General features: G+C 70.0%; 9 protein-coding genes. 2 read left to right on the top strand and 7 right to left on the bottom strand.

The window, feature by feature from the left end; genetic code table 11:
- Positions 1-30: 30 nt before the first annotated feature.
- The 6 genes from AB3X07_RS16180 to AB3X07_RS16155 form a co-directional block, all read right to left on the bottom strand.
- Complete coding sequence (locus tag AB3X07_RS16180; RefSeq protein WP_369939644.1) at positions 31-1,335, bottom strand: jacalin-like lectin; 1,305 nt, start codon at positions 1,333-1,335, stop codon at positions 31-33.
- A 110-nt stretch (positions 1,336-1,445) separates the two neighbouring features.
- Entirely contained in the window at positions 1,446-2,747 is a 1,302-nt protein-coding gene (locus tag AB3X07_RS16175; RefSeq protein ID WP_369939643.1) for a histidine-type phosphatase, read from the bottom strand.
- Between the two features lie 155 nt (positions 2,748-2,902).
- Positions 2,903-5,803 carry a TonB-dependent receptor gene (locus AB3X07_RS16170; RefSeq protein WP_369939641.1) on the bottom strand — a complete coding sequence of 967 codons (2,901 nt, stop codon included), beginning with the start codon at positions 5,801-5,803 and terminating at the stop codon, positions 2,903-2,905.
- Between the two features lie 311 nt (positions 5,804-6,114).
- On the bottom strand, positions 6,115-7,128 hold the full coding sequence (locus tag AB3X07_RS16165) for a FecR family protein (protein WP_369944787.1): 1,014 nt from the start codon (positions 7,126-7,128) through the stop codon (positions 6,115-6,117).
- A 65-nt stretch (positions 7,129-7,193) separates the two neighbouring features.
- Positions 7,194-7,718 carry an RNA polymerase sigma factor gene (locus AB3X07_RS16160; RefSeq protein ID WP_369939640.1) on the bottom strand — a complete coding sequence of 175 codons (525 nt, stop codon included), beginning with the start codon at positions 7,716-7,718 and terminating at the stop codon, positions 7,194-7,196.
- Between the two features lie 232 nt (positions 7,719-7,950).
- Positions 7,951-9,675, bottom strand: a complete 1,725-nt coding sequence (locus AB3X07_RS16155; RefSeq protein ID WP_369939639.1) for an IlvD/Edd family dehydratase — start codon at positions 9,673-9,675, stop codon at positions 7,951-7,953.
- 174 nt (positions 9,676-9,849) lie between these two features.
- Here AB3X07_RS16155 and AB3X07_RS16150 point away from each other — a divergent pair, with 174 nt between their 5' ends.
- Positions 9,850-10,647 carry an SDR family NAD(P)-dependent oxidoreductase gene (locus AB3X07_RS16150; RefSeq protein WP_369939638.1) on the top strand — a complete coding sequence of 266 codons (798 nt, stop codon included), beginning with the start codon at positions 9,850-9,852 and terminating at the stop codon, positions 10,645-10,647.
- A gap of 483 nt (positions 10,648-11,130) precedes the next feature.
- Here the strand turns inward: AB3X07_RS16150 and AB3X07_RS16145 are convergent, their stop codons facing one another.
- Positions 11,131-12,138: a LysR substrate-binding domain-containing protein gene (locus tag AB3X07_RS16145; RefSeq protein ID WP_369939636.1), complete on the bottom strand. Its 1,008-nt coding sequence runs from the start codon at positions 12,136-12,138 to the stop codon at positions 11,131-11,133.
- Positions 12,139-12,287: 149 nt separating this feature from the next.
- On the opposite strand from AB3X07_RS16145, the gene araD1 reads away from it, so the two are divergent.
- On the top strand, positions 12,288-13,295 hold the full coding sequence (gene araD1 / locus AB3X07_RS16140) for an AraD1 family protein (protein WP_369939635.1): 1,008 nt from the start codon (positions 12,288-12,290) through the stop codon (positions 13,293-13,295).
- Positions 13,296-13,312: the final 17 nt, after the last annotated feature.

Raw genomic sequence — 13,312 nt, 5'->3', positions numbered from 1 at the left:
TGCCGCTTGCACGGAAACGCGGGACGCGCGTCAGTCCTTCCGATACACCACGCCGAGCTTGTCGATCTCGTCGCCGTCGCGACCGGTGAAGCCGGCGATGTGCCAGCCGCTGGGCGCGGTGAGCGTGTAGCTGTCGCTGGTCGGCGTGCCGGCGCTGAGGCTGCGGCCCTGGTTGGTGCGCAGGCTCAGCGAGAACAGCCGGGTGCGGCCGTTGTACTGGCCCACGCTCAGCGTGGCCGAGGTCAGCCGCTCGTTGGCACCCAGGCCCAGCGTGACCGCATCGCCGCCGCTGCCGCCGTGGGCCAGGGTGCTGCCGTTGTCCAGGCCCAGCGCGATGCCGTCCAGGCGCGCGGCGCCGCGCAGCGACACGCTGGCGATGGTGCGTTGCTCGGCACCCTTGGCGATGTCGTTGAACGGGGTGCCGTGCGGGCCGCCGTACTGGTCGCTGGTGCGCACGTTCGTACCGACCGCCCAACCGAACTGCGCGGCCAGCGGGTAATGGTCGGACAGCGGCTTGCCATCGCTGTCGTAGAAGCGGCCGTCGTCGAGCTGGTAGCGGTTGGCGACCAGGGTCAGCTGCGGCGCGTCGCGGTACAGGATCTTGTCCACCACTTCGCAGGCATTGGTCGGCGGGGTGCCGCACAGCAGCGGCGCGGCGCCGGCGGCCGGCGCGCTGCCCTTGACCAGTTCCACCCACGGATCGGTCAGGCCGTTGGCGGCGATCAGCGCGCGGATGTTGTCGTCGGCGCGGGTGTAGCGGGTGTTGGAGTCCATCATCACCAGCACCGCGTTGCCGGCCGACCAGGTCTGGATGAACTGCGAGAGCTGGCTGATGTTGGCGCGCCGCGCGGCCAGGTCGCCGCTCTCGGTGCCGGCGTTGGGATGCGCGTTGTACACGTCCAGCAGCACGCCGTCGTCCAGGCGCACGCGCATGTAGCTGAAGCCCTTGGGGGTGAGGCAGTCGGTGCCGTTGCACTTGTCCCATTTGACGCGGGTGAAGTCGTCGAAGCGGTAGTTGCTCAGCGTGTTGAGGCCGTCGCCGATCGCCGCGCCGCCGCTGGTGGGGGTGCGGTAGGGGTGCTTGTCGCCCGCGTACAGGGTGGCGTGGTAGTTGAAATCCTCCTGCACGTTGATCAGGCCGTAGGGCGCCAGTTTCGGTGCGATCTGGGCGGTGTTGGCGGCCGGGTTGCTGCTGGAAATGCCTTGCGGCAGGCCGGCGACGTTGTAGGTGAGGACGTCGAGCACGCCGACGTCCGATTGCGCGTGGACCACGCCGGCGCAGGCCAGGCTCAATCCGATGCCGTAGCTCACGAGGGTGCGTAGATGCTGGATCATGAATCGCCTCTTGCGGGTTGGGAGGAACAGCGGGTGGCGCGAGCGCCAGGGGGCGGTGCCGGAAGGCACCGATGCCGCCGCGCGACCGGCCGGGGCCGGCGCACGTGGCGTCATGGGGTCAGGAATCGCGGATCGAGCGCGGCCTCGACCGCAGCGGCGAAGGCCGGCAGCGGGCACTCGTAGGCGGCGTCGGCGCGGCTGCACTGCGGGATGAACACCGCCGACGCCAGCGGCGGCGCCTGCAACGTCAGCGGGTGGCGTTCGCGCAGCTGCGCCAGGCTCTGCGCGGTGTAGCGCAGGCGGATCACGCGCTCGCCGTCGGCGCGGCGCCAGCGCTCGAACACCAGCGCGCCGCCGGGCACGGTCTGGTCGGGCTGGTAGCCGGGCAACTGCCAGTGCAGGTCGAGCATGCCGGCCAGTAGGGTCAGGGTGCCGTCGTGGCCGGACAGCACCACCAGCCGCGCCGCGCCGCCGATGGGGTCGGCGTGTGTGGCCTGGCCGCTGCCGTCCAGCAGCGTCGCCAGCAGCCGCGCCGCCAGCGGCGAGGCGGCCATGCGCGCCACCGCCGGCGCACGCAGGCGCAACGCGAACTCGGCCTGGTGCGGGGCGAACGCGCGCAGCAGGCTGGCCTCGTCGACGCCGCGCCAGCCCAGTGCGGCGAAGTCCTGGCAGTCGGCCCAGCCCATCAGCAGGCTTTCGCTGATGCCCGAGGCCGTGGCGGCCGGACCTTCGATGCCGGGAATCCCGTCTTCGGCATCGCCCACGCGCGCGGGTACCGCGTCCAGGCGTTGCTTGTCGGCACCTGCGTCGGCCGGGCACGGCCGCTGTGCGCACTGCAACAGCAACTGCTGCAACGTGTCGATCGCATCGCGCTGTGCCGCATTCCAGGCCACGGCGTCGCCGCCGATACGGCCGGCGATGGCGGCGCGCATCAGCGCGATCGCCTCAGGCGTGCGCAAGGCCGGCGCGCCGTCGAAGAGCGGATCGGAGGTGCCATCGGCAACGCTGTGCACCACGTTCGCGCAACCGGGCGTCAGGCTGCTGGCCAAAGCCTGCGCCGAGGCGATGGTGCGCTGGGTCCGGTTGGCCCAGTAGTAGGCGCTGGCGCATGCGTCGCCGGCGAACAGCCCCTGCGGCGCATACAGCGCGCGGTAGTAGGCGCCGAACACCTGCTCCAACTGCGCGCCATGTTCGGTGAGGTGCCCGGCCGGCACGTCGAAGCGCGGCCACGGGCGCGCCGAATAGCGGCCCAACTGTTCCGGGCTGGACATCGCCGAGCGCACGCCGTGGCGCTTGAGGATCAGCACTTTTTCGAGGGTGTCCTGCGGCGCCGCGACCGCGGCGCGCGCCGCTGCGAATGGCAGCAGGGCGACGAAGAGAAGGGCAGCGGCGAGGCGAGCAATCGACGGCATCGGCATGGTCCGGAAGCGGCGGTGCGCAAGCGCTAAGCGCGACAGGCCGCTGGCTGCGGCACCGCTGGAAGAGAAAGGTTTGGCGACAGCGCCGGATGGGCGCCGTCGCCATCGCACGCGGTGCCGCACGGTGGCGGCGACCGCGCCGGCGCGGCTCAGAAACGCGCGCGCAGGCCGACCGACCAGGTGCGGCCGTAGTCGGTATAACCGCCGAACAGGTGGTCGCCGACGTACTGGCGCTGCACCTCGCCGGTGAGGTTGATCGCGTTGACGAACACCGACAGGGTGTCGTTGACCTGCCAGGCCACGTTCGCGTCCAGGCTGCCGAACTTGTCGCTGTTGAGCGTGGCGACGTTGGCGGTGCCGACCGCGTTGAGGATGTCGTCGCTCCAGCTGTAGCTGACCCGCGCCATCAGCGGTCCCTTCTCGTAGAACAGCACCGCGTTGTAGGTGTTCCTGGCCACGCCTTCCAGGCTGTCGGTGAAGGTGCCGGTGCCGTTGCGGTAGGTGGCCTCGCTGTCGGTCCAGGTGTAGTTGAGCTGCATGCCCAGCCCGTCCAGCGGCGCCGGCAGGCTGGCGAACACCTGCTGGTAGGCCACCTCGGCGCCCTTGACCTTGGCCTCGCTGCCGTTGGTCTTGGACGACAGCAGATAGGTCTGGCCCTGGTAGGTCAGGTTCGACATCTGGGTCTGGATGAAGCTGGAGATGTCCTTGTAGAACACGCCTCCGGTCAGCGCCGAGGTGCCGTCGATGTACCACTCGAAGGTCAGGTCGTACTGCCAGGCCTCGAACGGCTTGAGCGCGGGATTGCCGCCGCTGGCGGTGAGGATCTCGCCGCTGGAGTTGAAGGTGAGCTTGGACGACAGGTCGGTGAGGTCGGGGCGGGTGATGACCTTGGCCGCGGACGTGCGCAGCACCATGTCCTCGCGCACGTCCCAGGCGGCGTTGAACGAGGGCAGCACGCTGTTGTAGCTGCGTTCGAAATGCACCGGCTGCGCGCTGCCGTCGACGTCGGCGTGGCCATCGGTGGTCTGCTCGGTGCGCACCAGGCGCACACCGAGATTGCCGCGCAGGTCGCGCCCGGCCAGCGTGCCGCCGAAATCGGCCAGCGCATAGGCCGAGCCGATCTTCTCCTTCACTTCGTAGGAGTTCTGCAGGTCGGCGCTGTTGGGCGTGTTGACCAGGTCCGCGGCGGTCGGCCAGTTGCCGAAGAAGGTCGACTCGACCGGCGCCAGCCAGTGCCGCGGCAGGGTGCCGTTGGCGTCGGCGAGCATGTCGTCCGCCGGCAGCGCGGTGAAGTTGCCCGCGGGGAAGCGCACGCCGGCGATGCTGTTGAGCAGCAGGTCGGCGCGGTCGTAGCGGCGCGAGCGCTCGCGGTACTTGGCGCCGAATTTGATGTCGCGAAGGAAGCCGTCGTCGAACATGCGCTTGGCGTCCACCTGCAACGCGTCCTCCTTGTCGCGCGCATCGATCTCGCGCCATTCCAGGCGGCGCCCGGCCATGGTCGCCGGGTTGTTCGGATCGAAGCCGTTGCTGAAGGTCCAGTTCGGCACGTTGTCGCCATCGGCCTGCGGCATGTCCACGTGCATCGACAGATTCGTGCCGCTGCGCAGGCGGGTGCGCCGGATCGGATCCGAATCGTAGCTGTGCGCCTGCGAGTGGAACGCCACCGCGCCCAGCGTCCAGCGATCGCCGCTCCAGGTGCTGGACAGGCGCGCGCTGCGGTTGTCGTCGGTGATGCCGGAGGTCTCGCGCGAGATCTGCACCTGGCCGTTGCGGTAATCGAAGCCGGCGATGCCGCCGTGTTCGACGCGCAGGTTGCTCAGCTTGGCCAGGCTGTCGAAGCCCACGCCCAGGCTGTACTCGTCGTAGTGCACGGTCTGCTTGGCGTAGAGCAGGTCCAGGTTGGTTTCCCACGCCGCGCTGGGTTTCCATTGCAGCGAGGCGGCCACGCCGGTGCGCTCGCGTTGCTCCAGTTCCAGCGTCGGGCGCAGGCCGGTCGGCGCGTAATAGGCGCCCGGTGCGCCTGGCACGCCGTTGGGGTAGTAGTCCCAGCTCACCTCGTTGACGCGGTCCTGGCGCAGGCTGCGCTGCGCGTAGGCGCCGGACAGCAGCAGGCCGAACGTCCCATCGGCATTGACCCAGTTGAACAGGCCGGACACGCGCGGGTCGTTGGCGTGGGTGCGCTGCGCCTGGCTCGACTCCAGCGACACATTGGTCAGGGTCTTGCCCAGTTCCAGCGGACGAAAGGTACGCACGTTGACGATGCCGCCGATCGCGCCTTCGTCCAGGTCGGCGGTGGGGCTCTTGATCACGTCCAGGCCGGCGACCAGTTCCGCCGGCAGCGTGTCGTAGCGGAACTGGCGGCCGGTCTGCCCCGAGGTGCGCACGTTCTCGTTGACCGCCATGGTCTGGCCATTGAGCGTGGTCACCTGGAAATTCGGGCCGAGGCCGCGCACGCGCACGTACACGCCTTCGCCGCGGTCGCGCACGATCGATACGCCGGGCACGCGCTGCAGCGCTTCGGCCACGTTCTGCGCCGGCAGCTTGCCGATGTCCTCGGCGGCGATCACGTCGACCACGCTGTCGGCGTAGCGCTTCTCGCGCAAGGCGGCGCTGAGGCTGCCGGCATAGCTGCCCAGCACCTGGATGCTGTCCAGTTCCTTCACCGGCGCGTCCGCTGCGGGCGCTGCGACAGGCTTCCTGGCCGAGGTCGCGCCCGCGCCGGCGCCATCCGGCGGCGTCTCGCTCGCGGCGCTGGCGGCTTCGATGGTCACCGTGGTCGCGTTGAGATAGCGGTAGCGCAGGCCGGTGCCATCGAGCAATTGCTGCAGCGCCTGTTCCGGCGCCGCGCCGGCGCGGGTGCCGCGGGTCTGCGGATTGCCGGCGACGCTCGCGGCATAGACGAACTGCAGTCCGGTCTGCCGCGACAGGCTGTTGAGCGCGCGCGCCAAGGGTTGCGCGGGAATCGCGTCGACCGCGACGGGCGCGGTCTGGGCGCCGGCGGTGCCGGCATGCAGGGCGAGGGCGATGGAAAGAAACAGGGTGCGGCGCATCGTCGTTGTCCAGTGGGGAGCGAAGGGAGGACGCAGCGCCGCCGCGAAGGGCGCATTGCTGCGTTGTGCCTGGACTACGAGGATCGACCGCGGCGATCGGGCACCGTTTTTCGATGAATTTTCTGTGACACGTGCAGTGAGGGCGGCCGGATGTCGTTCGCTGCGGGCCACATTCCTCGATCGACAGGTGCAGTGCGACGCGCGCTGGCGTAGCGCATGGCGTGTTGCGGCAATGGGATCGGCATCTCCGCAAATGCAGCATGCGCACGCCGTGCGAGCGGGTGCGCTGGGTACGGCGACCGGCTGGATGGCTATTGCTCGCTCGGCGGCGGTGCCGTGCGGCTACCGACGCGGATCGTGTCGCCGCTGGCGCTGACCCGCAGCGTCGGTTGGTCGGCGAGGAAGGCGCGCAGCGAGGCGACGTCGTCGCCGCGCAGGTTGCCGGTCAGGCGCATCGCGCCGGCGGCGGTATCGTCGATCAGCAGGCGCGTGCGGTTGAGCCGGTTGAAGTCCTCGGCCACGTTGGTCAGCGGCTCGTCGCGGAACACGATGCGGCGTTGCCACCAGGCATGCATCGCGGCGACGTCTTCGCTGGCCAGTTCGATCCGGCCGGTGGCGGTGTCGATGCGCGCGCGCTGCCCGGCGCCCAGGTCGGCCAGCATCGGCTGCGCCGGGCGATCGGCGCGCCAGACGTGCACGCGGCCCTCGGCCACCTCGACGCGCGCCTGCTGCCGGTACAGGGCGATATCGAAGGTGGTGCCGATGTCCTCGACCCGCAGCGCGCCTGCCACGACCTGCAGCGGGCGCCGATCCGGCGCGACGACGAAGCTGGCCTGGCCCTTCAGCAACTGCACATGCCGGCTCCATGGGGTCATGGTCGCGCGCACGCTGCTTTGCGCGTTGAGGTGCACGGTGCTGCGATCGGCCAGCCGCACGCTGCGCTGCTCGGCGTGCGCGGTGCTGTAGGTTTCGGTGCGCGGCCACGCCCATCCCGCCAGCACCGCCGCGCCGCACAGGGCCGCGGCCAGGCTCAGACCCCAGCCGCGCACGCGCGCTCGGCGTGCGCCTGCGCCGCGCGACGGCGGCGCGGCCGGCGGCGCTGTGCGCGGCTGCAACGGCAGGGCGATCACGTTGCGCGGCGCGGCGTCGGCATCGGCGTGGCGGTCGGCGTCGAGCAGCGCGTCCACGTCCAGGTCCATGCCGCGCAGCGCCTCGCCCAGTTCGCCGGCCACCCGCAGCACCGCCATGTACTCGCGCAGATGCAGCGGCGAGGCGGTCAGCCAGTCCATCAGTTGCGCCTGCTGGGTCGCGTCCAGCGCCTGCATGCGCTGCAGGGCATGCCAGTGCGTGGCCTCGGCGGTGGGGGTGCGGGTCGGGAAGGCGGTGTCGCTCACCAACTGTCTCCGCTCTCGGCCAGCGCCCGCCGGCACGCCGAGAGCCCACGCACGACATGCTTCTTGACCATGTGCGCGGACACGCCCATGCGTTCGGCGATCTGCTTGTAGCTGAGGCCGTCGCGGTACTGCATCACCAGCACCGCGCGGGTGCGTGCGGGCAGGTCGGCCAGCAACGCCTGCAGGCGTTGTTGCCGCTGCTGTCGCTGTGCGGTGTCTTCCACGTTGTCCCCTGCGGCCAGCAATTGCGAAAACTGCTCCATCTCGTCGATGCGCAGCGGCGCCTGCTTGCGCCGCGCGGCCTGTTCGCGTGCCAGGTTCAGCGCCACGGTGTACAGGTAGGCCTCGGGATTGGCGATCGCCTCGCCCTGTTGCTGTTGCGCGCGCAGCAGGCGCAGATAGGTCTCCTGCACCATGTCCTCGGCGTCCTCGTTGGCGCCGCGACGCACGAAGAAGCCGCGCAGCACCGGACCATGTTCCGCGAACATGCGCGCCCACGCGCGCTTGGGATGTGCCGTCACCGACCTGCCTTGCCCCTTGGATGCGGCGCAGGCTAGAGGCGGTGGATGACGTTTCGGTGACGGGGAAGGTGCCCTGTCACCGTGCAGGGCTTCAATGCAGAACCCGTTTGCATGCGGCCATGATCGCGTTGCCCGCCTGTCTGTAGGAGCGGCTTCAGCCGCGACGGGCGTTACCGAGAGATCTTGTCGCGGCTGAAGCCGCTCCTACAACGGCGTAAGCAACAGCGCGTCGCTAGTGCGAATCGCGCGCCACGTCGGCGCCGCTGCCGCCAACCAGGAAGTCCAGGTCCGCGCCCAGGTGCGCCTGCTGCACGTGTTCCACGTACAGCTTGCTCCAGCCGCGCAGTGGCGTCGGCAGCGGGGTCCATTCGGCGCGCCGGCGCAGCAGTTCCTCGTCGCTGACTTCCAGGTGCAGCGAGCGCCCGGGCACGTCCAGTTCGATGATGTCGCCGTCGCGCACCAGTGCCAGGGTGCCGCCGGTGGCGGCCTCCGGCGAGGCGTGCAGAACCACGGTGCCGTAGGCGGTGCCGCTCATGCGCGCGTCGGAGATGCGCACCATGTCGGTGACGCCGGCGCGCAGCAGCTTGGGCGGCAGCGGCATGTTGCCGACCTCGGCCATGCCCGGGTAGCCGCGCGGGCCGCAGTTCTTCAGCACCATGATGCAGTCGGCGTCGATGTCCAGCGCCTCGTCGTCGATGCGCGCCTTCATGTCCTCGATGCTCTCGAACACCACCGCGCGGCCGCGGTGCCGCAGCAGGTGCGGCGAAGCGGCCGAAGGCTTGATCACCGCGCCGTCCGGGGACAGGTTGCCGCGCAGCACGGCGATGCCGGCATGCTCGCGGAACGGCGTGTCCAGCGCGTGGATCACCTCGCGGTTCCAGCACGGCGCGTCGGCCACGTTCTCGCCGAGGGTGCGGCCGTTGACGGTGAGCGCGTCCAGGTGCAGGGCGTCGCCGAGTTCGCGCATCACCGCCGGCAGCCCGCCGGCGTAGTAGAAATCTTCCATCAGGTACTGGCCGGACGGCTTGAGGTTGACCAGGCACGGCAGCCGCGACCCCAACTGGTCCCAGTCGTCCAGGCTCAGCGGCACGCCCAGGCGCCCGGCGATGGCGAGCAAATGGATCACCGCATTGGTGGAACCGCCGATCGCGGCGTTGACCTTGATCGCGTTCTCGAACGCGTGCCGGGTCAGCACCCGCGACATGCGCAGGTCCTCCTCGACCATCTGCACGATGCGCCGCCCGCTGAGCCGCGCCAGCCGCGCGCGGCGCGCGTCGACCGCGGGGATCGCGGCGTTCTCCGGCAGCGAGATGCCCAGCGCCTCGACCATGCTGGCCATGGTCGAGGCGGTGCCCATGGTCATGCAGCTGCCCTTGGAGCGCTGCATGCAGGCCTCGGCCTCGACGAATTCCTCCTGCGCCAGGGTGCCGGCGCGGACCATCTCCGACATCTGGATCACCCCCGTGCCCGAGCCCAGCGGCTGTCCGCGCCAATTGCCCGACAGCGACGGGCCGCCGGACAGGCCGATGGTCGGCAGGTCCACGCTGGCCGCGCCCATCAGCAGCGACGGGGTGGTCTTGTCGCAGCCCATCAGCAGCACCACGCCGTCCAGCGGATTGGCGCGGATCGATTCCTCCACGTCCATGCTGGCCAGGTTGCGGAACAGCATCGCGGTGGGCAGCATCTGCGTCTCGCCCAGCGACATCACCGGGAATTCCAGCGGGAAGCCGCCGGCCTCGTACACGCCGCGTTTGACGTGTTCGGCCAGTTCGCGCAGGTGGCCATTGCACGGGGTCAGTTCCGACCAGGTGTTGCAGATGCCGATCACCGGGCGCCCGTCGAACATGTCGTGCGGATGGCCGGCGCTCTTGAGCCAGCTGCGGTAGTAGAACCCCTGCTTGCCTTCGCGCCCGAACCACGCCTGGCTGCGGCGGAGCGGTTTGGTGGGTGAGCCCATGCTGGCGGAATCCTCGCGTCGTGATCGGTCCGGATCGGAGGCCTGAGCGGCGCGCGCCGGGTGCTTTACGTCGGCGATGCTAGCGGGCATATTGATACATGAAAAATAACAAATATCTGTATTAGGATATTTGTTTTCGTATATCAAAATCCTATCCACCTAGAGCGAAACGGCATGGACAACTCGGCAAGCGCGGCGCCCTCCGCGATCGGCAACGCGACCTACGGCAGCCTGCGCGGGCGGCGGGTCTTCATCACCGGCGGCGGCTCGGGCATCGGTGCGGCGCTGGTCGAGGCCTTCGCCGGGCAGGGCGCGCAGGTCGCCTTCGTCGACGTGGCCGCCGAGGCCAGCGCGGCGCTGGCCGAGCGGCTGGCCGCGGAGGGTCTGCCCAGGCCGTGGTGGCGCCACTGCGACGTCACCGACGTGGCCGCGCTGCAGCTGGCGCTGCGCGAGGCGGCTGCCGAACTGGGCGATTTCCATGTGCTGCTCAACAACGTCGGCAGCGACGACCGGCATGCGCTGGAGGCGGTGACGCCGGAGTACTGGGAGCGCTGCGTGGCGATCAACCAGCGCGCCGCGTTCTTCGCCATCCAGGCGGCGGTGCCGGGCATGCAGCGGCTCGGCGGCGGCTCGATCGTCAATGTCGGTTCCACCGGCTGGCAGTGCAAGACCGGCGGCTATGCGGTGTATGCCACCGCCAAGTCGTCGGTGAACGGGTTGACCCGCGGCCTGGCGCGCGAACTGGGCGCGGCGCGGATCCGCATCAACGTGCTGACCCCCGGCTGGGTGATGACCGAACGCCAGGTCGCGCTGTGGCTGGACGAGGCGGGCGAGCGCGAGCTGGCGCGCAACCAGTGCCTGGCGGACAAGGTGATGCCGGAGGACATCGCGCGCATGGCCTTGTTCCTGGCCTCGGACGAAGCGCGCGCGATCACGGCGCAGGAGTTCGTGGTGGATGCGGGCTGGACCTGAGCGAGCGAATGCATCGCCGATGGACAGGAGGGGCTTCGGTCCGGCCGATCGCTGAAACGATCGCGATTCCAGGCTCCGCGCGTCGCGACTGAAGTCGCTCCCACAGGGACTTGCGGCACGCACGCTGGGTGCACTGTGGGAGGGGCTTCGGCCTCGACGCTTTGGCGGGGCCTATGCGCCGCTGCTTCATTCGGTCGCGGCTGAAGCCGCTCCTACAGTGATTTGCGGCGAATTCGCTGGGTGCACTGTGGGAGGGGCTTCGGCCCCGAGGCTTTGGCGGCGCCTATGCGTCGCCGCTTCGTTCGGTCGCGGCTGAAGCCGCTCCTACAGTGACTTGCGGCGAATTGGCTGGGTGCATTGTGGGAGGGGCTTCGGCCCCGAGGCTTTGGCGGTGCCTATGCGTCGCCGCTTGGTTCGGTCGCGGCTGCAGCCGCTCCTGCAGGGGCTTGCGGTTGGCCGGATGGGGGCACTGTAGGAGGGGCTTCAGCCCCGACCTGATCCTTCGGGCCGCGCAGCCGCCGGCGCCAGCGCGTCCTCCGCCGGCGCGACGTAGCCGTACACCGGTCCGGCCGCGGCCTGCAGCGCCTGCAGCATGATCCGCGCGCCTGGCGACAGCAGCCAGTCGGTTCGGGTGATGATGCCGAACGCGTCCATCCGGCACGACAGTTCCACCGGCACGATCGCCACGCTGCCGTGGTCGGCGAAATGCCGGGCCACGTCCACCGGCACCACCGCCAGGTAGTCGCCATGCCGCAGCAACTGCGGCACCACCACCAGTGCGGAGGTCTCGACCACGCGCCGGGGCGGCTCCAGCCCCGCGTTCTGGAACATCAGTTCGAAGCGGTGGCGCAGCACGCTGCCGTCCGGCGGCACGATCCAGCCGGCGTCGGCCAGTTCGCGCAGCGACGGCTGCGGCGTGGTCAGCAGCGGATGGCCGGGGCGGGCGATCGCGCACACCTCTTCCTCGGCCAGCGCCTGGTAGTGCAGGTTGCGCTTGTCGTGGCGGGCGAACAGCCGCGCCACCACGATGTCGAGCCTGTTCTGCGCCAACTGCTCCAGCAGCACGTCGCTGCCGTCCACGCGCAGCGCCACGCGCAACAGCGGGTGCTGTTCGGTGACACGGGCCAGGGCGGCCGGCAGCAGGGTCATTGCCGGCCCGGCGATGGCGCCGACGCTGACGCTGCCGAAGTAGCCGGCCTTCAGCGCCTCGATCTCGGCGCCGGCCTCGCCCAGGCTGGACAGGGCGATGCGCGCGTGGCGGATCATCGCCTCGCCGTACCAGGTCGCGCGCATGCCGCGCGGCAGGCGCTCGAACAGCGGCACCGCCAGCATGTCCTCCAGGTCCTTGAGCAGCTTCGACGCGGCCGGCTGCGACATGTTCAACGTCTCGGCGGCGCGGTGGATGTTGCCTTCCTCCTCGATCGCCAGCAGCAGCATCAATTGCCGGGTCTTCAGGCGGGCGCGGACGAACCAGGGCGTGGCGGCAGGCATGCGGGCCTATGCATATGAATGTTCGTATACATTAAGCCAAAAACGATATTTGTTGCATATAGGTCATCCGGCCAGAATAGGGTCGCATCCGCGGCGCCGACGACCGGCTGCCGCGCCGCTGTTCCGTCTCGACGACAGGCGACCGATTCATGCGATTGATCCAACTGCTCGACGCGTCCGGTGTGCCCAGCGTGGGCGCGGTGGCGGCGGACGGCGTCCAGGTGCGCCTGCTGCGCGAAGTCGGTTCGATGTATGCGCTGGCCAACGCCGCGCTTGCCGCCGGCATGGGCCTGGACGATTACGCCACGCATCAGCTTGGCGACATCGTGCTCGACTACGCCGAACTGCTGGCCGACCAGCGCGTGCTGCCGCCGCTGACCCACCCCGATCCCGCCCACTGCCGCGTCACCGGCACCGGCCTGACCCACCTGGGCAGCGCCGCCACCCGCGACGCGATGCACCAGAACCTGCAGCAGCAGGCCAGCCAGGGCACGCTCACCGATTCGATGAAGATCTTCCAGCTCGGCGTGGAAGGCGGCATCCCGCGCGATGGCCAGCCCGGCGCGCAGCCGGAGTGGTTCTACAAGGGCGATGGCAGCATCCTGGTCGCGCCCGGCGCGCCGCTGCCGTCGCCGGACTTCGCCCTGGACGGCGGCGAGGAGCCGGAGCTGGTCGGGCTGTACGTGATCGGCGCCGACGGCGTGCCGTACCGGCTCGGCTTCGCGCTCGGCAACGAGTTCTCCGACCACGTCACCGAACGCCAGAACTATCTGTACCTGGCCCATTCCAAGCTGCGCGCCTGCGCGGTGGGCCCGGAGCTGCGCAGCGGCGAATTGCCGCGCGACCTGCGCGGCAGCAGCCGCATCCGCCGCGGCGAGGCGGTGATCTGGGAGAAGCCCTTCGTCACCGGCGAGGCCAACATGTGCCACTCGCTGGCCAACCTGGAATACCACCACTTCAAGTACGCGGCGCACCGCGTGCCCGGCGATGTGCACCTGCACTTCTTCGGCACCGCCACGCTGAGCTTCGCCGACGGCGTGCGGGCCGAACCGGGCGACCGCTTCGAGATCGAACTGCCGGAGCTGGGCGCGGCATTGGTCAATCCGCTGCAGCGGGTGTCGGCAGGGTTCGACCTGGGCGGCGTGCGCGCGCTGTAGTCATCGAGCAAGGGAGG

It is taken from the genome of Xanthomonas sp. DAR 35659, assembly GCF_041242975.1.
Lineage (GTDB): Bacteria > Pseudomonadota > Gammaproteobacteria > Xanthomonadales > Xanthomonadaceae > Xanthomonas_A > Xanthomonas_A medicagonis.
The sequence above is the reverse complement of the archived record's forward strand: the minus strand, read 5'-3'. Positions and strand labels throughout refer to the sequence as shown.

Coding starts and splice junctions, on each gene's coding strand:
- AB3X07_RS16180 (WP_369939644.1), bottom strand. CDS start 1,335: ATGATCCAGCATCTACGCACCCTCGTGAGCTACGGCATCGGATTGAGC.
- AB3X07_RS16175 (WP_369939643.1), bottom strand. CDS start 2,747: ATGCCGTCGATTGCTCGCCTCGCCGCTGCCCTTCTCTTCGTCGCCCTG.
- AB3X07_RS16170 (WP_369939641.1), bottom strand. CDS start 5,803: ATGCGCCGCACCCTGTTTCTTTCCATCGCCCTCGCCCTGCATGCCGGC.
- AB3X07_RS16165 (WP_369944787.1), bottom strand. CDS start 7,128: ATGCAGGCGCTGGACGCGACCCAGCAGGCGCAACTGATGGACTGGCTG.
- AB3X07_RS16155 (WP_369939639.1), bottom strand. CDS start 9,675: ATGGGCTCACCCACCAAACCGCTCCGCCGCAGCCAGGCGTGGTTCGGG.
- AB3X07_RS16150 (WP_369939638.1), top strand. CDS start 9,850: ATGGACAACTCGGCAAGCGCGGCGCCCTCCGCGATCGGCAACGCGACC.
- AB3X07_RS16145 (WP_369939636.1), bottom strand. CDS start 12,138: ATGCCTGCCGCCACGCCCTGGTTCGTCCGCGCCCGCCTGAAGACCCGG.
- araD1 (WP_369939635.1), top strand. CDS start 12,288: ATGCGATTGATCCAACTGCTCGACGCGTCCGGTGTGCCCAGCGTGGGC.